At 64.8% G+C, this 19,844-nt stretch carries 14 protein-coding genes; 6 read left to right on the top strand and 8 right to left on the bottom strand.

Features of this window, described 5'->3' with window-relative positions:
- The 3 genes from gltB to VGC77_RS08810 all read left to right on the top strand — a co-directional run.
- On the top strand, window positions 1–3,901 hold a 3,901-nt coding region (gene gltB / locus VGC77_RS08820), incomplete at its 5' end, for a glutamate synthase large subunit (RefSeq protein ID WP_331171192.1).
- A gap of 180 nt (window positions 3,902–4,081) precedes the next feature.
- A complete protein-coding gene (locus tag VGC77_RS08815) occupies window positions 4,082–5,539 on the top strand; it encodes a glutamate synthase subunit beta (RefSeq protein ID WP_331171191.1) in 1,458 nt (485 codons plus the stop codon).
- Window positions 5,540–5,976: 437 nt separating this feature from the next.
- Window positions 5,977–6,312: a hypothetical protein gene (locus VGC77_RS08810; RefSeq protein WP_331171190.1), complete on the top strand. Its 336-nt coding sequence runs from the start codon at window positions 5,977–5,979 to the stop codon at window positions 6,310–6,312.
- A gap of 210 nt (window positions 6,313–6,522) precedes the next feature.
- Here VGC77_RS08810 and VGC77_RS08805 read toward each other — a convergent pair whose 3' ends face one another.
- The 3 genes from VGC77_RS08805 to VGC77_RS08795 form a co-directional block, all read right to left on the bottom strand.
- Complete coding sequence (locus VGC77_RS08805; protein ID WP_331171189.1) at window positions 6,523–8,436, bottom strand: ATP-dependent endonuclease; 1,914 nt, start codon at window positions 8,434–8,436, stop codon at window positions 6,523–6,525.
- A 1,106-nt stretch (window positions 8,437–9,542) separates the two neighbouring features.
- Window positions 9,543–10,295, bottom strand: coding sequence for a carbonic anhydrase (locus tag VGC77_RS08800; protein ID WP_331171188.1), 753 nt, complete (start codon window positions 10,293–10,295; stop codon window positions 9,543–9,545).
- 92 nt (window positions 10,296–10,387) lie between these two features.
- A complete protein-coding gene (locus tag VGC77_RS08795) occupies window positions 10,388–11,014 on the bottom strand; it encodes a helix-turn-helix transcriptional regulator (protein WP_331171187.1) in 627 nt (208 codons plus the stop codon).
- Window positions 11,015–11,311: 297 nt separating this feature from the next.
- Here VGC77_RS08795 and VGC77_RS08790 point away from each other — a divergent pair, with 297 nt between their 5' ends.
- Complete coding sequence (locus VGC77_RS08790; RefSeq protein WP_331171186.1) at window positions 11,312–11,656, top strand: DUF952 domain-containing protein; 345 nt, start codon at window positions 11,312–11,314, stop codon at window positions 11,654–11,656.
- Window positions 11,653–12,747: a quinone-dependent dihydroorotate dehydrogenase gene (locus tag VGC77_RS08785; RefSeq protein ID WP_331171185.1), complete on the top strand. Its 1,095-nt coding sequence runs from the start codon at window positions 11,653–11,655 to the stop codon at window positions 12,745–12,747. The genes VGC77_RS08790 and VGC77_RS08785 overlap by 4 nt, the downstream gene beginning before the upstream one ends.
- 415 nt (window positions 12,748–13,162) lie before the next feature.
- Here VGC77_RS08785 and VGC77_RS08780 read toward each other — a convergent pair whose 3' ends face one another.
- The 5 genes from VGC77_RS08780 to VGC77_RS08760 all read right to left on the bottom strand — a co-directional run bounded on the left by VGC77_RS08780 (window position 13,163) and on the right by VGC77_RS08760 (window position 18,842).
- A complete protein-coding gene (locus tag VGC77_RS08780; protein ID WP_331171184.1) occupies window positions 13,163–13,897 on the bottom strand; it encodes an MBL fold metallo-hydrolase in 735 nt (244 codons plus the stop codon).
- Window positions 13,898–13,939: 42 nt separating this feature from the next.
- Entirely contained in the window at window positions 13,940–15,208 is a 1,269-nt protein-coding gene (locus VGC77_RS08775) for an MATE family efflux transporter (protein WP_331171195.1), read from the bottom strand.
- A gap of 65 nt (window positions 15,209–15,273) precedes the next feature.
- On the bottom strand, window positions 15,274–15,573 hold the full coding sequence (locus VGC77_RS08770; protein ID WP_331171183.1) for a DUF6460 domain-containing protein: 300 nt from the start codon (window positions 15,571–15,573) through the stop codon (window positions 15,274–15,276).
- A 408-nt stretch (window positions 15,574–15,981) separates the two neighbouring features.
- Window positions 15,982–17,805, bottom strand: coding sequence for an ATP-dependent DNA ligase (locus VGC77_RS08765; RefSeq protein WP_331171182.1), 1,824 nt, complete (start codon window positions 17,803–17,805; stop codon window positions 15,982–15,984).
- The gene (locus VGC77_RS08760) at window positions 17,802–18,842 is read right to left on the bottom strand and encodes a ligase-associated DNA damage response exonuclease (protein ID WP_331171181.1); all 1,041 of its coding nucleotides are present in this window, start codon (window positions 18,840–18,842) and stop codon (window positions 17,802–17,804) included. The genes VGC77_RS08765 and VGC77_RS08760 overlap by 4 nt, the downstream gene beginning before the upstream one ends.
- 57 nt (window positions 18,843–18,899) lie before the next feature.
- On the opposite strand from VGC77_RS08760, the gene VGC77_RS08755 reads away from it, so the two are divergent.
- Window positions 18,900–19,826, top strand: a complete 927-nt coding sequence (locus VGC77_RS08755; protein ID WP_331171180.1) for a class I SAM-dependent DNA methyltransferase — start codon at window positions 18,900–18,902, stop codon at window positions 19,824–19,826.
- Window positions 19,827–19,844 lie beyond the last annotated feature (18 nt).

Raw genomic sequence — 19,844 nt, 5'->3', positions numbered from 1 at the left:
TCGCATGGTCGCGCACAACGGCGAGATCAACACGCTGCGCGGCAACAACGACTGGATGGCGGCCCGCCAGGCCTCGGTGCATTCCGAACTGTACGGCAAGGACATCAGCCGGCTGTGGCCGATCTCCTATGAGGGCGCCTCCGACACCGCCTGCTTCGACAACGGCCTGGAATTCCTAGTGCAGGGCGGCTACGCGCTGCCGCACGCCGTGATGATGATGATCCCGGAAGCCTGGGCCGGCAATCCGTTGATGGATGAGCAGCGCCGCGCGTTCTACGAATATCACGCAGCCATCATGGAGCCGTGGGACGGCCCCGCCGCGCTGGCCTTCACCGACGGCCGCCAGATCGGCGCCACGCTCGACCGCAACGGCCTGCGCCCGGCGCGCTATCTGTTGACCCGCGACGACCGCATCGTGATGGCGTCGGAAATGGGCGTGCTGAAGATTCCGGAAGAGCAGATCGTCACCAAATGGCGGCTGCAGCCCGGCAAGATGCTGTTGGTCGATCTCGAACAGGGCCGGCTCATTCCGGACGACGAGATCAAGGCGCAATTGGCCGCGAGCCAGCCCTATCGCGAATGGCTGAAGCGCACCCAGATCGTGCTGGAAGACCTGCCTTCCGCGCCGGTCTCGGCGCAACGCTCCAACCTGCCGCTCTTGGATCGCCAGCAGGCGTTCGGCTATACCCAGGAAGACATCGCGATCCTGATGACGCCGATGGCCTCCACCGGCGAGGAAGCCTCGGGCTCGATGGGCAACGACACGCCGCTGTCGGCGCTGTCCGACAAGCCGAAGCAGCTGTTCACCTATTTCAAGCAGAACTTCGCCCAGGTGACCAACCCGCCGATCGATCCGATCCGCGAAGAGCTGGTGATGAGCCTGTTCTCGATCATCGGGCCGCGGCCGAACCTGTTCGACCTCGAAGGCCGCGCCGTCACCAAGCGGCTCGAAGTCCGCCAGCCGATCCTCACCGACGCCGATCTGGAAAAGATCCGCGCGATCTCCGAGATCGGCGATCCGCATTTCAAGTCGCGCACGCTCGACACCACCTTCCACGCCGGGCTCGGCGCGGCGGGCCTCGAACACGTGCTCGACGAATTGTCGGCGCGCGCCGAAGCCGCGGTGCGTGAAGGCATCAACATCATCATCCTGAGCGACCGCGCCGCCGGCGCCGACCGCATCCCGATCCCGTCGCTCTTGGCCTGCGCCTCGGTGCATCACCATCTGATCCGGGTTGGCTTGCGCACCTCGGTCGGCCTCGTCGTGGAATCCGGCGAGCCGCGCGAGGTGCATCACTTCGCTTGTCTCGCCGGCTACGGCGCCGAAGCCATCAACCCCTATCTCGCCTTCGAGACCATCATCGCGATGAAGGACCGGCTGCCGGTCCAGCTCGACGACTACGAGATCGTCAAGCGCTACATCAAGTCGATCGGCAAGGGTCTGCTCAAGGTGATGTCGAAGATGGGCATCTCGACCTATCAGTCCTATTGCGGCGCGCAGATCTTCGACGCGGTCGGGCTGAAGCAGGATTTCGTCTGCAAGTATTTCGCCGGCACCCACACCCGCATCGAGGGCGTGGGTCTCACCGAAATCGCCGAGGAAACCGTGCGCCGCCACGCCGACGCGTTCGGCGAGGTGCAGATCTACAAGACCGCGCTCGACGTCGGCGGCGAATACGCCTACCGCACCCGCGGCGAGGACCACGCCTGGAACGCGGATTCGGTGGCGGCGCTGCAGCACGCGGTGCGCGGCAATTCGCTGGAGCGCTACAAGGCGTTCGCCAAGATCCTCAACGAGCAATCCGAGCGGCTGTTGACGCTGCGCGGGCTGTTCAAGTTCAAGACCGCCGAGGACGAAAAGCGCAAGTCGGTGCCGCTCGATCAGGTCGAGCCGGCCTCCGAGATCGTCAAGCGCTTCGCTACCGGCGCGATGAGCTTCGGTTCGATCTCGCGCGAGGCGCATACCACGCTCGCGATCGCAATGAACCGGATCGGCGGCAAGTCCAACACCGGCGAGGGCGGCGAGGAAGCCGACCGCTTCAAGCCGATGGCCAACGGCGATTCGATGCGCTCGGCGATCAAGCAGGTCGCCTCCGGCCGGTTCGGCGTCACGACCGAGTATCTGGTCAACGCCGACATGATGCAGATCAAGATGGCGCAGGGCGCCAAGCCCGGCGAAGGCGGCCAACTGCCCGGCCACAAGGTCGACGCCACCATCGCTCGCGTCCGGCATTCGACGCCGGGCGTCGGCTTAATCTCGCCGCCGCCGCATCACGACATCTATTCGATCGAAGATTTGGCGCAACTCATCTACGATTTGAAGAACGTCAATCCGGCCGGCGCGGTGTCGGTCAAGCTGGTGTCGGAAATCGGCGTCGGCACGGTGGCGGCGGGCGTCGCCAAAGCGCGCGCCGACCACGTCACCATCGCCGGCTTCGACGGCGGCACCGGCGCCTCGCCCTTGACCTCGATCAAGCACGCAGGTTCGCCGTGGGAAATCGGGCTTGCCGAAACCCACCAGACCCTGGTGCGCGAGCGGCTGCGCTCGCGCATCATCGTGCAGGTCGACGGCGGCTTCCGCACCGGACGCGACGTGGTGATCGGCGCGATGCTCGGCGCCGACGAATTCGGCTTTGCCACCGCGCCCTTGATCGCCGCCGGCTGCATCATGATGCGCAAGTGCCATCTCAACACCTGCCCGGTTGGCGTGGCGACGCAGGATCCGGTGCTGCGCAAGCGCTTCACCGGCCAGCCCGAACACGTCATCAACTACTTCTTCTTCGTCGCCGAAGAGGTCCGCGAGATCATGGCGGGCCTCGGCTATCGCTCGTTCAACGAGATGGTCGGCCAGACCCAGATGCTCGACCAGAAGGCGCTGGTGGCGCATTGGAAGGCCAAGGGGCTGGACTTCTCCAAGCTGTTCCATCGCCAGAAGGAACGGCCGGGACAGAAGATCTTCCACACCGAGAACCAGGACCATCACCTCGGCAAGGTGCTCGACCGCACCTTGATCGAAAAGGCGCAGCCGGCGATCGACCGCGGCGCCCCGGTGAAGTTCGAGATCGAGATCAACAACACCAACCGTTCGGCCGGCGCGATGCTGTCCGGCACGGTGGCGAAGATCTACGGCCATGCCGGGCTGCCCGACGACACCATCCATGTCGACTTCAAGGGCACCGCGGGTCAGGCGTTCGGCGCCTGGCTGGTGCGCGGCGTCACCTTTGACCTCGAAGGCGAAGCCAACGACTATGTCGGCAAGGGCCTCAGCGGCGGCCGCATCATCGTCCGCCCGCCGCATGAGTCCGGCATCGTGCCGGAGCAGTCGATCATCGTCGGCAACACCGTGATGTACGGCGCGATCGAGGGCGAATGCTATTTCCGCGGCATCGCCGGCGAACGTTTTGCGGTGCGCAACTCCGGCGCCATCGCGGTGGTCGAAGGCGCCGGCGACCATTGCTGCGAATACATGACCGGCGGCATCGTCGTGGTGCTCGGCAAGACCGGGCGCAACTTCGCCGCCGGCATGTCGGGCGGCGTGGCTTACGTGCTCGACGAGGACGGCCAGTTCCCGAAGCTGTGCAACATGGCGATGGTCGATCTCGAGCCGGTGCTGTCGGAAGAGCTGATCAACGAGGGCACCTATCACCAGTCCGGCGATCTCGAGGCGCACGGCCGGGTCGACGTGTTCGCCGATCTGTTGAGCTCCGACGTCGAACGGCTGCACATTCTGATCACCCGCCACGCCCAGCTCGCCGGCTCCAAGCGCGCCGCCGAGATCCTGGCGAACTGGAAGAGCTATCTGCCCAAGTTCCGCAAGATCATGCCGGTGGAGTATCGCCGCGCGTTGCGCGAACTCAAGGCGCGGCAGGCCGAGGAGCCGAAGATCGCGATCGGCGCGTAGATCATGCGCAAATAAGCACTCGCCGTCGTCCTGAGGTGCCCGAGCGCAGCGCGGGCCTCGAAGGACGACAGCGGCAAGCACAGTGACACAACATGTCATCCTTCGAGGCTCGCCGAAGTCGGCTCGCACCTCAGGATGACGTTCCGAGCGAGACTGAGAGTTAAGGGGCGTCAGGGTTTCATGGGCAAGATCACGGGTTTTCTGGAAATCGACCGGCACGACCGGCCCTACGCGCCGGTCGCCGAGCGGGTGACGAACTACCACGAATTCGTCGTGCCGCTGAACGAGAAGGACACCCGCGACCAGGCCGCGCGCTGCATGAATTGCGGCATCCCGTATTGCCACGGCACCGGCGCGGTGGCGCCCGGCACCACCGGCTGCCCGGTCAACAACCAGATCCCGGATTTCAACGACCTGGTTTATCAGGGCAACTGGCAGGAAGCCGCGCGCAACCTGCATTCCACCAACAACTTCCCGGAATTCACCGGCCGCATTTGTCCTGCGCCGTGCGAAGCCTCCTGCACGCTGAACATCGACGACAACCCGGTCACTATCAAGACCATCGAATGCGCCATCGTCGACCGCGCCTGGGAGAACGGCTGGCTGAAGCCGGAGCCGGCGGCGGTGAAGACCGGCAAGAAGGTCGCGGTGATCGGCGCCGGCCCCGCGGGTCTCGCCTGCGCGCAGCAGCTCGCCCGCGCCGGCCACGACGTCCATGTCTATGAGAAAGCCGCCAAGGCCGGCGGCCTTCTGCGCTACGGCATTCCCGATTTCAAGATGGAGAAGCATCTGATCGACCGCCGCGTCGCGCAGATGGAGGCCGAAGGCGTCAGCTTCCACTACAATTCTCCGGTCGGCGGCTCCGCCCCCGGCGCGGTCGATGCCAAGCAGATCCTGAAGGACTATGACGCGGTGGCGCTGACCGGCGGCTCGGAAGCGGCGCGCGATCTGCCGATCCCCGGCCGCGAACTCTCCGGCATTCACTTCGCAATGGACTTCCTCACCCAGCAGAACCGCCGCGTCTCCGGTGAATCGCTCGGCGACAACAAAGAGATTCTGGCCACCGGCAAGCATGTGGTGGTGATCGGCGGCGGCGACACCGGCTCGGACTGCATCGGCACCTCGTTTCGTCAGGGCGCGCTCTCGGTCACCCAGATCGAGATCATGCCGGCGCCGCCGGAGCGCGAGAACAAGGCGCTGACTTGGCCGAACTGGCCGCAGAAGATGCGCACCTCCTCGAGCCAGGCCGAGGGCGCGGTGCGCGACTTCGCGGTGCTGACCCAGGCCTTCGAGGGCACGGGCGGCAAAGTCGGCAAGCTGCATTGCGTCCGCGTCGACGGCAAATTCCAGCCGCTGCCGGGCACCGAATTCGAGCTGAAGGCCGACCTGGTGCTGCTGGCGATGGGCTTCGTGCATCCGGTGCACGACGGGCTGCTGAAGTCGCTCGGCGTCGATCTCGACCCGCGCGGCAACGTCGCCGCCGCCACCTCGGACTTCCAGACCTCGGTGCCGAAAGTGTTCGCCTCCGGCGACATGCGCCGCGGCCAATCTCTCGTCGTCTGGGCGATCCGCGAGGGCCGGCTGTGCGCCCGCGCCATCGACCAGGCCTTGATGGGGCTGACCACGCTGCCGCGGTAGTTGACTCTCGAACCACACAACTTGCCGTCATCCTGAGGAGGCTGGCGAAGCTCGAAGAGCGAAGCCGGACGTCTCGAAGGACGACCGCCGGATGAGCGGCGTCCGTATCCCGGCCTCACGCCCAGGTCCGTAGGGCGGGGTAGGCGCACTTCGCGCCGTGCCCACCATGGCGCCCGCCGCGGTAACAGGCCGGTTTCATTGACCGTCGTGCCGAACCCAGACCAGGCCGTCATTCCGGGGCGCGAGTTCGAAGAACGAGCGAGCCCGGAATCCAGTATTCCAGGGCAGTGATTACTGGATCCCGGGCTCACTCGCAGCTTCTCTGCTCGAGCCCCGGGATGACGTCTCGCTTTGGCGAACCGCCCCCTACGATCGCCGCCTTATCAGCCAATGCGCGCTGGCGTAGTTTGCCGCATTGAGTTCGGAGGGAGCGCACCGTGACAAACCTCGATCAAGCCGCCGTCGACCGCCTCACCGCCAAGGACGTGCTTGACGGCCTCCGCGCCGACCTCGCTGCGCCCGCCGCGGACGAGTTGCAGCTGTTGTTGAAGATCTCGCGCGACCTCGCCGATCTCGACGACAAACGCCTCGTCGCCGACGACGCGATCGCCTGGACCGCGCGCGGCGACACCCGGCGGGAGAAATCCCGCGCCGCCCTCGGCCTGCAGGCCGGCTTCAAGCGCGGCCTTGTGGTCGGCTTCCTCGCCGGTTTCGTCCTCACCGCCCTGTTCGCCGCCCTGCTCGCCATGCATTGGCTGGTGGTGATGCAGTGAGTTTTTTTGCGGGCGGCGCGAGGCGACGCTGACCTGACCGAACGACTTGCCGCCTGAGCCGGTCACATCCCTTGGCGTCATTCTGCGCCAACCACGCCAAAATCCCTCATCCTGAGGAGCCCGGCGAAGCGCAGCGGAGCCGGGCGTCTCGAAGGATGGACCGAAGGCCAGCACCTCTCAGATTTACTGCAGGCCAACCGTCGCGCGGCATTATGCCCCTAAGGGTGGCCTCGACAGAGCATCTATAGCAGTTAACGCTTCATCCAATTCCGGAAAGGAATGCCCTTCATTTTGGAGACGGAAGAGAAGCGCGGACGCAGCAGCGGGAAATTTCAGACAAAGGTTTCCGTCTATATCGAAGTTACTCGCGGCCTCGGCACGGGCTGCATCGAACGCTTCCTTCCCAACCCTATTCTCGACGTACTCTTCAAGATTGCAATCCCAAACTGCGAATTTATCGAATACTCCGCTCGGCCACTCGACACAATTTTCCTCTTCAATATCAGCAAGACGCTGAAGCAGTTTATTGGTTGAAACGCTTCCATTCTTTTTCGTGCCGTTGCGGCGATCATTATCAAATACCCAATAGCAGGGAATACCAAGCGCACTAAATATAATGATTGGCTTATCCAAATTAGGCTTTCCCGTCACATCCAATATTACAATTCCTTCTGCGTGAGGATCTCGTCCAGCACGCGCGTACCACGCTTCGAGCGTAGCTTTGTCGCCTACACCTTCTACAAGCACAACGCATCTTCCGAAGAATCCTTCTGCAGCCTCGGATCGAAATGTGTGAAGTTTTGCAGCAAATTGACCGCCGGACCATGCATCCTCTGGTCGTCGTCCGGAAACTAAAGCGGCGTGCTTCGCACATTGATCCAAGTCGATCTCCTTTACCGCCACGTTATCTGGAATTCGCCGCACCATCCGTATCGCCGCGCACTCTGACAAAGTGATCATCAGGGGCGAATGAGTCACATAAATAATCTGGATTCTTATGCCTGTTTTCTTATTGAATCCCAACGCAAGACGCTGCAGCAAACGAGCAAAAAGTCGTTGCTTGGTAGGGTGCTGATAAATCTCTGGCTCCTCCACCGCGAGAATTATGTCACTCTGCGCCTCCGTGAACTCTTCATCTTGAGCAGTCGATGTTGCTCTGTGCTCGGCCATAAACTGTAGCACCGTGAGCACAATCGCGCGCTGCAATCCATGCCCGACCCCGTCAATTGTTGTTGTAAAATTGTTGTCGACCACTTCAATGTTTGCGCTCGGAAAACTTGGTTGGATTTGTGTGATTGGATCCCAGGTCGCATTAATGGCGGAATCCTTATAGTACGAAGTCAGCATCGAGGTTAGCCGGGTGCTAATGTCGCTCAATACTGGGACCTTGCCCGGATCCGTTAACTCTGCAATTTTCTCATTAGCCGACTGAATGAATGCCTTGAACGCTGAACTGTTTTCGATCGCTTGCCGGGCTATCGTGTTAATTAGATTGCGGACCGGCGAATTCTTGTCAGCCTGGATGTTTTCGGCGTCTTCCACGGCTCGGATGAATATGAAATCAGTCTTCTGCTTTAGCTTTCCGCTAGCAACATTCGTCCACCCTTTGAGCCCAGACTGAACCTTGTCAGAGTTCGCGGCCTCCCATTCAACCAACCTCTGCTCGATTTCGTCCGCATTTGGAACATTCGGAAGATCGTATTTTTCCTGAAGCCCCTTATATATCGCTCGCTTTTGAGTCTTTCCCTCTTCGTTGCGGCATTTATCGAAGTCTGGATTTGTCTTGGCCGCAAAGAAGAACCTTCCGTTGTCCTTGTTGGTATCAGCAAAGAAGCGCCGAGTGACAATGAAGTCTCCGTCAAGTAGATATCCAGAAAACTCCTCGCGGTCGGCAGGAGTTAAGTGGGAAAAGTGAACGGTAATATCGATCGGTGCATTAATGTTGCCGTCGGAAAAATCCTTAGGTCTAATCTTCGGACTTGATGAGAAGAACAGGTCGATCGCCTGCAAGAATGCAGACTTCCCACAATTGTTTTCCCCGAGCAACGCCGTCGTTTCCGAAAATCTGATCGACGATTTACGCAGGGCGCGATAGTTAGATACATCTAGTTGTTTGATCCGCATTTTCCGGTCTCCAGCGGGTACCGGATGGTAAGTGCGCTGAGGCACTACTAACAGTAGCTTCTTTAGTCGTCCTTGACAGATCGCGGCTACAGGCTTATATTCCTATCAATCCTCACTCACGAGAGGCGCTTCTCGAGGGCGCTCATGAGGCGGAGCGGGGATGCGGTGTCCTGCGTGTCGTGCCTCGCAAGCACGCGCCCGGGACGCCCCGGGTCATCGCAAACAAGTTTACGCAGTTTGCGAAAGAGCAAACTGCTATGCCGAGCCCACTATGAGGCTCTGCCACTTGTTGGCTGGCTGGACGCGGGACAGGTGAAGGCGGGGGAAAGCCCGCCGGATCGGCGGTGCGGAGTGCATCGCGCCTGTCCCCGGAAGCACGGTCCTGGGGTCGACAAATCCCGCGATGGAGCGCCGCAAGGCGTGCGCGGTCGGCCGGCGGTGTCGCAAGCCGCCGCGGGCAGCGTCACTCAACACGGTTGCGCCTTGCGGCGCTCCGTCCCCCTCATCGCGAGGGGGAAAACCACCCGCCCCGCCCGCGCAATGTGTTGCGCGGGAGCGATGGGGCATGGGCGGTTGATAGTTCGCGGAACATGGCTGTTTGAAGAGGCGGATCAGAGTTGAGGCGCGCGAGCCGAGGCGCGGCGTGAGCACGGCATCCCCGCCGATGCGGCGCGCGCTCTCCCGATTGGGGCGCGCTCCCTCCCCCCTTGCGGGGGAGGGTTGGGGAGGGGGGTGTCCCGAACTGATGCCGTCCATGTGGACCCCCACCCCCGACCCTCCCCGCAAGGGGGAGGGGAGCAGAGGACTGCGGCGCAAAGCAGCAATAAGTTGTTAGCGCTCTGAGGATGCCGCCGCTCGCGGGCGAACGGGACGTCATCCCGACTGCGAAGTCGCTCGCGGCGAACGGGACGTCATCTGAGGTGACCGAGCATCGCGAGGGCCTCGAAGGATGACGATGCTGGTCGCGCAGGCTAATTCGGGTCGCGCACTCTCCGCGCAGCCCATCCTTCGAGACGCCCGGCTTCGCTCTTTCGAGCTACGCCGGGCTCCTCAGGATGACGACGCGCGGATGGAAAGCGCTTAGTTACAGCGCAGCACGAAGCCGCTCAGTTCGAGCGCAGCACGAAGCGGCGGTTGTCCTTCTGCGGCGGGCGGGCGTTCGCCGGATACAGCTTGGCGAACGCCGCGATGTCGTCGGCCGCGACCGTGATCGGATCGACCAGCACCAGCCAGTCGACGATTTCCGAACACGGCGGCGTGGTCAGCGAGCCTTCGTAGCGGTAGTAGCTAAGCTTCGGCGGCAGCAGATCGTTGGGATTGATCGCCTCGTCGGCCTTCACCGCGGGGCCTTCCTCTTGCGGCATGGTGGCGACGATCTTGCCGAACGCCGGGTTGGCGTCGCCGGCCAGGAACAGCACCCCGAGCACGGCGAGGCCGGATTCGCCGCGGTGCACGAAATGCGCTTCCATCGGAAAATTCTTGCCGGCGATCAGGTGCTCGCTGGGGCGGTGGAAAAGCACCTGCAACAATTTGTAGGTGGTGTCGCCGCGGGTCAGCGTCGAGCCGTCGGCGAAATTCAGCTGGATGGTGTGGCCGTTGTTGACGATGCTCTCGGCGCTGCCCGCCCATTTGACGCTGAGGTCGTAGAGGTCGGACTTCACCGCGCCGTCGATGTCGATCGGCGATTGCTGGCTGCCGATGCTGCAAACCTGGTTGGCGGCGTCGAGGTCGCCCCAATGGTTCGGGCCGGCTTCGCCCTCATAACCCCAATGCGGATGTTCGGCGGCAAAACCGGCAGAGGCACAGACCGGGCAGAGCGCGAGCCCCGCCAGCGCTTTCAAAGCATGACGACGGTTCATGGACGATCCCTCAGGTTGTTGATAGCAACAACCTGATAGCACATTCGTCCGGGCCTGCGGATGAAGCTTCGCCGCGAAGTTTGATAAAAAGTCTACTGGCTGGCCCAGACGATCCGGGCGATCCATTCGACCTCGGCCGGCGCCAGCGTGCGGTCGGGATGGCTCGGATTGAGCGACGACAATTCCAAGGTCTTGGCGGTGCGCCGCTTCAATTCCTTGACCATCACCTCGCCGTCGCGGGTCTTCGCAACGACGCGGTCGCCGCGCCGGATCGGCGAGCCCGGCGACACCACGATGACGTCGCCGGCGCGATACGCCGGCTTCATCGAATCGCCGGAGATTTCCAGCGCGTAGGCGTGTTCGTCGTTGACCGCGGGCAGCCCCACTTCGTCCCAGCCCTTGCCGACCGGAAACCCGCCGTCGTCGAAAAACCCGCCGGCGCCGGCCTGCGCCAGGCCGAGCAGCGGCACCGATTGCACCGCGCGCGGGCCGTCGCCGATCAGCTGCACGAAGGCGTCGATCGCGGTGTTGGTCGCGGCCAGCGCCTTGGCCACCGATTCGGTCGAGGGCCAGCGCTCGCGGCCGTCATTGGTGATGCGCTTGGATTTGTTGAAGGTGGTGGGATCGAGACCGGAGCGCTTGGCAAGGCCGGACGGCGACAGCCCGGCGCGCTCCGCCAGGCGGTCCAACGCGGTCCAGATCTGGTCGTGTGTCAGCATGGGCTGTGTCCTGAGCCGGCAGGCGCCGGCAAGCCGGCGGCAACTAGGAATTATTACCTCAAGAGCGTCGCCCGCGCAATCCATTCGCCGATCGAAAACGCTACGCTTGAAGTGAACCGGCGTCGCCGATACGGTCGACGCGATCCGCGGATCGCTCGCCAATCAGGCCTTGCGCGGTGGCACCGCAACGGGAACCGGATTTGCCCCCAGCCTCCCCGCAAACAATTGTATTCAGGCATGTTTCAGCGGCGGGCGGGGGCCGGGGCCGCGGCTTCATGCGAGCAGGATTGCGGGCGCGTGCGCACCATTTACAAGATCTGTGACGCCTCGGCCTGGCGCGAGGCCGAACGCCAGGGCGCGTTTGCCGGCAGCGCCGACGACCTGCGCGACGGCTACATCCATTTTTCCACCGCCGCCCAGGTGCCGGGCACCGCGCGAAAACATTTCGCCGGCCGCAGCGGGCTGTTCCTGATTGCGATCGATGCCGATGTGCTCGGCGACGCGCTGCGCTGGGAGGCCTCGCGCGACGACGAGCTGTTTCCGCATCTGTACGGCGAACTCGATCTCGGCGCGGTGATCGAGGTCAAGGAGCTGCGCACCCGCTCCGACGGCTCGCACGAGATCCCGGAGCTCGCGCCGTGATCCGCGCCTTCGATGCCGTCTCGCTGCCGCTGTTGCGCTGGCTCGATCCGGAGGACGCCCACCGGCTGGCGATCCAGGGCTTGCGGCTATTGCCGCAGATCCGGCCGCGCGACGACGATCCGAAGCTCGCGGTGCGCGCCTTCGGGCTGAATTTCTCCAATCCGGTCGGCATCGCCGCGGGCTTCGACAAGAACGCCGAGGCGCCCGACGCGATGCTGCGGCTCGGCTTCGGCTTCGTCGAAATCGGCACCGTGACGCCGAAGCCGCAATCCGGCAATCCGCGGCCGCGGCTGTTCCGGCTGGAGCGCGACGAGGCGGTGATCAACCGCATGGGCTTCAACAATGACGGCGCCGAGATCGTGCTGCGCCGGCTCGCCGCGCGCGCCAATCAGGGCGGCATCGTCGGCGTCAATGTCGGCGCCAACAAGGATTCGGTGGACCGGGTCGCCGACTACGTCCGGCTGATCGAGACCTTTGCGCCGGTGGCGAGCTACTTCACCGTCAACGTGTCGTCGCCGAACACCCCGGGCCTGCGCAATCTGCAGCAGGCCGCGGCACTCGACGATCTGCTGGCCCGGGTCATCGAGGCGCGCGACCGGGTGCAGCAGAGCGCCGGCGAGACCCCGGTGCTGTTGAAGATCGCGCCGGATCTGACGCTGAACGAACTCGACGACGTGGTGCACATCGCCCGCTCGCGCCGGGTCGACGGCATGATCGTCGCCAACACCACGCTGTCGCGCGCGCGCGCGTTGCGCGAGCAGGCGCGCGCCAAGGAATCCGGCGGACTGTCGGGGCGGCCGTTGTTCCGGCTGTCGACGCGGATGGTGGCGGAAACCTTCGTGCGTGCCGAGGGCGCGTTTCCGCTGGTCGGCGTCGGCGGCATCGATTCCGGCGGCGCGGCGCTGACCAAAATCCGCGCCGGCGCGACCTTGATCCAAGTATATTCGGCGCTGGTCTATAAGGGCCTCGGCCTGATCGATGCGATCAAGACCGACCTCGCCTCGACGCTGCTGCGCACCGGGCGGGATTCGCTCAGCGAAATCGTCGGCGCCGACGCGCCGACCATCACTGCAGAAGACTGGCCGGTGTAGCGCTGTTGCTGAAGACGACCCAAATGCTGCCTCATCCTGAGTGTCTGACCGAAAAAGCAGCGAGCAAAATCAGGGGTTTTTGTCATTGCGAGCCGACGGCGGCGCGTAGCGCCGACTGAGAAGCGAAGCAATCCAGGGGCTTTTTGCGGAACCCTGGATTGCTTCGTCGCAAGAGCTCCCCGCAATGACGGGTTGAAGGCCTGATTTCATTGATCGCTTTTTGAGTCAGACTCTGAGGAGCCCGGCGAAGCCCGCAGGGCGACGCCGGGCGTCTCATAGGATGCGCCGCACGCTCGCCGTCCGAAACGTCATTGTTGTGGCGTCATCCTTCGAGGCATTTCCGCAGCGCATTCGCGCCGCGGAAATGCACCTCAGGATGACGAGTCAGTGCTGATGAGTGAGTGCTCTTGACGCGCTACAACTCCACGATCAGGCCGTCGCTGGCGGCGGTGTGGCTCACCGCGTCGAGCCTGCGCAGCATCTCGTCGCTCATATGGGTCAAGATCAGCCGCCGCGGATTGATTTCCGGCAGATGGGTCTCCAGCACCTTCAGGCTGAGATGGTTCTTCACCGCGCGGTCGTAGGTGTAGGCTTCGGCGATGAACAGATCGGCGTCGTGGCCGGCGGCGACCAGCGTCTCGGTCCATTGGGTGTCGCCGCTATAGGCCAGCGTGCGGCCCTCCGCCTCGATCCGATAGGCGTGGAACGGGCCGCCCGAATCGCCATGCACCACCGGAAACGCGGTGACTTTCACCGCGCCGAATTCGCGGGTCTCGCCCGGTTCAATGGCGACCACCGACAGCTCGAAATGCTGCTTGGTCGCAGAGGAATGCTCGAACATCGCCTCCATCAGCCTTGTCAGCCGCAGCTCGATGCCGGGCGGACCGGCGATCACCAACGGCCGCTTGCGGCGGCCGAACTGCGCCTCGAGCAACAGGAACGGCACCCCGCCGAAATGATCGCCGTGGAAATGGCTGATCAGCACCAGGTCGATGTCGTCGCGCAGGATGCCGTAGCGCTTCAGCGCCGGCAGCGACGAGGCGCCGCAGTCGATCAGGAAATTGACCTCTTCGCCGCTGACGTGAAAACAGGTATTGAGCCGGCCGCCTGAGCCGAACGCATCGCCGCAGCCGACAAAACGCAGTTGCATCGGTTTGCCCCGCTGATCCGGCCTGACCGCCGTGGCCCGAGCCTAGGATTTTCCGCGAGGAAACGAAACCCGTACCATAGCCGGATAGCGCCAGGCCTGCAGCAGGCCGCGGGTCAGGAGAAACACCAGGAAGGCGATCCACAGCCCGGCATTGCCAAGCGGGATCAGCAGATACCAGGCGGCAAGATAGGCGGCGAACGCCGCCAGCATCAGGTTGCGCATCTCGCCGGCCCAGGACGCGCCGATGTAGATCCCGTCATAGCAATAGGCCAGCACGCCGCAAGCCGGCGCCAACGCCGCCAGCAACATGAATTCGCGGGCCGCCTTGCGCACCTCCGGGCTGGTGGTGACGACGTCGATCAGCCGGGCGCCGGACAATGCAAACAATACAGTGACGGCGATGCCGAACAGCGCGCTCCAGGAAAGCACCAGTTTCACCGCCTTGCCGAAGGCTGGGCGGTCGCCGGCGCCGAAACTCTGGCCGCAGAGCTGTTCGGCGGCGTTGGCGAGGCCGTCGAGGAAGAACGAGCCGATCATCAGGAAATTGTACAGCACGGCGTTGGCGGCGAGCGTGAGGTCGCCGGCCTGCGCGCTCTGCGCGGTGAAAAACAGAAACGCCGCGATCAGCGCCGCGGTACGGATCATGATGTCGCGGTTGACCACCAGCATCCGCGAGAGGCGGACGCGGTCGAGCAACAGATCGCGCGCCACGCCGATCCGGCCGCCCAGGATCGCCCACGCCACGATCAGCCCGGCGATCAGGCCGCAGCCCTCGGCGATCACGGTGGCGAGCGCGGCACCGGCAATGCCCTTGCCGAGCTCCAGCACCAGCACGAGCGTGACGCCGATATTGACCAGGTTGATGCCGACCTGGATTGCCAGCGCGAGCCGCGGCCGGGCCTGGCCGACCAGCCAGCCGAGCATCACGTAGTTGCCCATGATCATCGGCGCCGACCACAGCCGGATGAAGAAGTACTGGCGGGCGGCCGCGGTCACCGCCTCGCTGCCGCCCATCAGGCTGAAGATCGCTGCCGCCAGCGGCAGCTGCAAGGCGATCAGCGCCACGCCAATGGCGACGCCGAGCAGCAAGGCGCGCAGCCCCACCGCACGAACCTCGTCGCGTTCGCCGGCGCCGAGCGCCTGCGCGGTGAAGGCGACCGTCGCCATGCGCAGAAATCCGAACAGCCAGAACAGGCAGTCGAACGCCGCCGAGGCCAAGGCGACACCGCCGAGCAGATGCGGATCGCCGAGCCGCCCGATCGCGGCGGTGGAGACGATGCCCAAGAGCGGCGTGGTGAGATTGGCCAGCATCGCCGGCCCGGCAATGGCGAACACCCGCCGGTGGCTGACGCTGGCGGTCGGCGGCACAGGCCCGCTCAGGCGCGGGGCGCGCCGAACAGTCGCGACAACAGCCAGATCGGGATCACCACCACGGCGCCGAGCAGGAAGTAGCGCCACAGCCCGTTGATGGCGTCAAAGCCGAGTTCCCAGACCCGGACGAACAACAGCCGGATGCTAGTGATGATATTCCATGGATCGAAGCCGATCGCGGCGAGCACCACGCCGACCAACAGCGACATCAGCGCCAGCCGAAACGCCACCGCCAACGGCGAGCCGCCCAGAAACCGGGCCACGCTGTCGTCGCGCGCCGGCAAATCCCTAACGTCGTTTGGCATCGATCCTCCCGCGCAGATGGCCCGCGCATCATAACAAGAGACACGCAAATGGGGAACCAAGTCCGCAGCGTCAATGGCCGGATGCGACGAGCACGGTGCGCTCCGTCCCCCTTGCGGGGAGGGCAATCGCATATGAAAGTTTGCGGTTGCTGCGAGGATCACCCTCCCCTGGAGGGGGAGGGTCGCTCGCGCAGCGAGCGGGGTGGGGTGGCGAAGAGTTCATCCGCCGTGTGCGCGACTCACCCCACCCCGGCGTGCACCGCGCTTCGCGCGGTCCCCGCCGACGCTCCCCCTCCAGGGGAGGGTGAAGAGAGCTGCCAGGCGATGGCCTGCGAAAATCCATATGCGATCGCCCTGCCGCAAAGGGGAGGGGAGACCGCCGCAACCGGGTTGACGTTTGTTGCCAACTCAGGATGCGGCTTGATCCAGCAGCCGCTGCAGCGTCTCCAGCCGGTCGGCGTCGCGCGGCGGCTTGTCCCAGCGCAGCCGGCTGATCCGCGGAAACCGCATCGCCACACCGGATTTGTGCCGCGGCGAGCGCTGCAATCCTTCGAACGCCACTTCCAGCACCAGACCGTGGTCCGGCTGGTGCACCACATGGCGGACCGGACCGAATTTCTCCGTGGTGTTGCGGCGGACGAAGCGGTCGATCTGCAGCAATTCCTCGTCGGTGAAGCCGAAATACGCCTTGCCGACCGGCACCAGCACATCGCCCGCCTCGCCCGCGGTCCAGACCCCGAAAGTGTAGTCGGAATAGAACGACGAGCGCTTGCCGTGGCCGCGCTGCGCATACATCAGCACCGCGTCGATGACGTGCGGATCGTGTTTCCACTTCCACCATTGCCCCTTCGGCCGGCCCGGCAGATAAAGCGCGTCGCGGCGCTTCAGCATCACGCCCTCGACCGCGTCGGCGTCGAGCCCGGCGCCGGCGCCGGCCGGATCTTTTCGCGCCGCGGTGAGCGCCTCCCAGCTCTCGAACGGGATGGTCGCAGAGAGGTCGATGCGCGGATCGTCAAGCTCTGCGATGAAGGCTTCGAGTTTGCCGCGGCGCGCCTCGAACGGCAGCGTGCGCAGATCGGCCTCGCCGTCGCTGAGCAGGTCGTAGGCGCGCAGATGGATCGGATAGTCCTTCAAGAGCTTCGGCGTCACGGATTTGCGGTTCAGCCGCTGCTGCAACACGTTGAAGGACTGTACCCGGTTTTCGCGCAACACCAGCAATTCGCCGTCGATCGCGCCGATGAGCCGCGGCGACGGCAACAGATCAGGAAAGCTCCGGGTGATGTCCTCGCCGGTCCGCGAATATAGCCGCGAGACGATCTGGCCATCTTCGCCAGCGCCGCAGACCGCCTGAATCCGGATGCCGTCCCATTTCCATTCGGCGATGTAGTCGGCGGGATTGAGGCCGTTGAAATCGGCATCCTCGAGCGCGTGCGCCAGCATCACCGGCCGGAACGGCGCCGGATCGCGATTGACCGGCTTGTCGGCGCGGCCTTCCAGCCAGGCGAACAATTCGAGATAGGGCGGCGCGAGGCCGGGCCAGATCAGTTCGACGTCGTGCGGGTCCTTGTCGCCGAGCGCGGCGGCCGCGGTCTTCGCCAGCCGCGCTGAGACGCCGATCCGCAGGCTGCCGGTGACCAGTTTGAGCAGCGCCCAGCGCCCCACCTCGTCGAGTTCGTCGAGCCAGCGCGAAAGCTGCGCCGGCAGCTCGGCCTTGCCGAGCGTCGCCAGCGTGGTCACGACCTCGGTCAGCGTCGGCGTGGGGTCGTTGCGTGGAGATAGCGGGAGATTGGTCGGCACAGAACTCATCGATGCACGGCGCGCTCCCTCCCCCTTGCGAGGAGGGCTGGGGTGGGGGTCCAAAACGGAAGCGTATTCATCGCAGACCCCCACCCCCGACACCTCCCCGCAAGGGGGCGGGGAGAAGGGCGCCGCGGAGGGGAGAGGTGAAGAAAGCACAGGTGAACGAGGCCACATCAGCGCCACGGTCTCCGACAGATCGCCGACGTAGTCATAGGACAGCGCGAACAGCACCGGATCAGTCCGCGCGGCGATCAGCTCGCGGATCAGGCCGGACTTGGCGTGCTTGAACGACAGCGCGCCGGTCAGCGCCGCCAGCGCGAAGCCGCGGTCGGGGTCTTCGGTCACATGCAGATAGCGCGTGATCAGCCGCAGCTTAGCGTTGCGGCCGGGCTCATAAGCGAGGCGGTCGAGCAGTTCGGCAAAGCGATTCATGCCTCGGCGGCCTCGCTCGCAGCCAATGCCGCGTCGCCGTCCTCATCGCCATAGCCGACCAGATCGAGCGGTCGCGCCCGCAAGCCCTGCGTCATGCACCAATGCACCAGCGCGTCCTCCTGGCCGTGGGTGACCCAGACCTCGCCGGCGCCGGTGGCCTTGATGGTCGAGGTCAAGCCGTCCCAATCGGCGTGGTCGGAAATCACCAGCGGCAATTCGACGCCGCGCTGCCTGGCGCGCGCCCGCACCCGCATCCATCCGGATGCAAAGGCCGTGACCGGGTCGGGAAAACGCCGTGTCCAGATGTCGGAGGTTGCCGATGGCGGCGCCAGCGTGATGGTGCCGGCGAGATCGGCTTTCTTGACGCCCTTGACCGGCCGCAATTCACCGAGCGGCACGCCGCGTTCCACGTAGTAATTGGTGATCTTCTCCATCGCACCGTGCAGATAGATCGGTGCGTCGTAACCGGCCTCGCGGATCAGCGCGATCACCCGCTGCGCCTTGCCGAGCGAGTAAGCGCCGACCAGATGCGCGCGCTCCGGAAACAACGTCACCGAGGCCAGCAGCTTCTGCACCTCGCAGACCGCGTTGCCATGGCGGAACACCGGAAGTCCGAAGGTCGCTTCGGTGATGAACACGTCGCAGGGAACCAGCTCGAACGGCGCGCAGGTCGGATCGGCTGCGTCCTTGTAGTCGCCGGACGCCACGATGCAGACCCCCTCGCAACTCACCGCGATCTGCGCCGAGCCGAGCACGTGACCGGCCGGGTGGAATTTCACCGTGACCTCGCCGAGCCGCAGTTCCTCGCCATAGCCGATCGCCTGCGCGGAACCGGCGAAGTTCTCGCCATAGCGCAGCCGCATCATGTAGAGGGTTTCCTGCGTCGCCAGCACCGCGCCGTGGCCGGGCCGCGCGTGGTCGGAATGGCCGTGGGTGATCACCGCCCGCTCGACCGGCCGCACCGGATCGATGTGGAAACCGCCGGGCTTGCAGCACAGGCCGGCGGCGACCGGCAGCAGGATGTCTTGTGGGCGCATTCTCGTTATATAGGCCGGCGTCGGGCTCATTCGAGGCGTGCAGATGGGTTCCTTCCAATGCCGGCGCGGATCTTCATCTCATCGGGCGACATGATCGCCGACCGGCGGTTCGACTTCGCGCGCGATCTCGAGCTGCGCGGCGATCTGGTTGCGGCCGAGGATCTGTACCGGCAGGCCACCGATCTGGCGCCGCGTTTCATCACCGCGTGGTTCACGCTCGGCGAAGTCCGCGAACGGCTCGGCGATCGCGACGGCGCCATCGCTGCGTTCCGCGCCGCGCAAAGCTGCGATCCGGTGGATCGCCACGGCGCCGGCTTGCGGCTGATCCGGCTCGGCGCCGCCGCCCCGGCGTCGATCCCGACCCACTATCTGCGCACGCTGTTCGATCAATACGCGCCGCGCTTCGAAGCGGCGCTGATCGGCGAACTCAGCTACCGCGGCCCGGCGCTGCTGTTCAAGGCGGTGCTGGCGGTGCGCGGCGCGCAGCTGCGGCCGGCCTATTTCCGCCGCGCCATCGATCTTGGCTGCGGCACCGGGCTCGCCGCCCGCGCCTTCGCAGCGCAGACCGAAACCATCATCGGCTTCGATCTGTCGCCGCGGATGGCCGAACTGGCGCGCGCCAGCGGGCTCTACGCCGAGGTCGAGGTGGTGGAGATCGTGGAGGGGCTGGCGCGGCAACCGGCGGCCGGCACCGATCTGATCCTTGCCGCCGATGTGGTGATCTATCTGCACGACGCGGCAGCGCTCCTCGCCGAGGTGTCGCGCGTGCTGGCACCGGACGGCTTGCTTGCGCTGACCGCGGAAACCCATGACGGCGACGGCGTCGTGCTCGGTGTAGGACTGCGCTACGCCCATTCGGCGGACTATCTGCAGCGCGCCATCGCGGCCACGGGTCTGGTCGTCAAGCAGTTGCAGCGGGCGTCGGCGCGCAGCGAAGCCGGCGTGCCGGTGCCGGGGCTGGTGATCGTCGCCGCCAAGGCTTGATAGCAGCAAACTCTCAAT

Origin of the sequence: Rhodopseudomonas sp. (assembly GCF_036404135.1) — a bacterium.
GTDB lineage: Bacteria > Pseudomonadota > Alphaproteobacteria > Rhizobiales > Xanthobacteraceae > Rhodopseudomonas_A.
Note: the sequence above shows the minus strand (reverse complement) of the source record. Positions and strands in the feature narration are given on the sequence as shown.

Coding starts and splice junctions, on each gene's coding strand:
- VGC77_RS08815 (WP_331171191.1), top strand. CDS start 4,082: ATGGGCAAGATCACGGGTTTTCTGGAAATCGACCGGCACGACCGGCCC.
- VGC77_RS08805 (WP_331171189.1), bottom strand. CDS start 8,436: ATGCGGATCAAACAACTAGATGTATCTAACTATCGCGCCCTGCGTAAA.
- VGC77_RS08800 (WP_331171188.1), bottom strand. CDS start 10,295: ATGAACCGTCGTCATGCTTTGAAAGCGCTGGCGGGGCTCGCGCTCTGC.
- VGC77_RS08795 (WP_331171187.1), bottom strand. CDS start 11,014: ATGCTGACACACGACCAGATCTGGACCGCGTTGGACCGCCTGGCGGAG.
- VGC77_RS08780 (WP_331171184.1), bottom strand. CDS start 13,897: ATGCAACTGCGTTTTGTCGGCTGCGGCGATGCGTTCGGCTCAGGCGGC.
- VGC77_RS08775 (WP_331171195.1), bottom strand. CDS start 15,208: ATGCTGGCCAATCTCACCACGCCGCTCTTGGGCATCGTCTCCACCGCC.
- VGC77_RS08770 (WP_331171183.1), bottom strand. CDS start 15,573: ATGCCAAACGACGTTAGGGATTTGCCGGCGCGCGACGACAGCGTGGCC.
- VGC77_RS08765 (WP_331171182.1), bottom strand. CDS start 17,805: ATGAATCGCTTTGCCGAACTGCTCGACCGCCTCGCTTATGAGCCCGGC.
- VGC77_RS08760 (WP_331171181.1), bottom strand. CDS start 18,842: ATGCGCCCACAAGACATCCTGCTGCCGGTCGCCGCCGGCCTGTGCTGC.
- VGC77_RS08755 (WP_331171180.1), top strand. CDS start 18,900: ATGCCGGCGCGGATCTTCATCTCATCGGGCGACATGATCGCCGACCGG.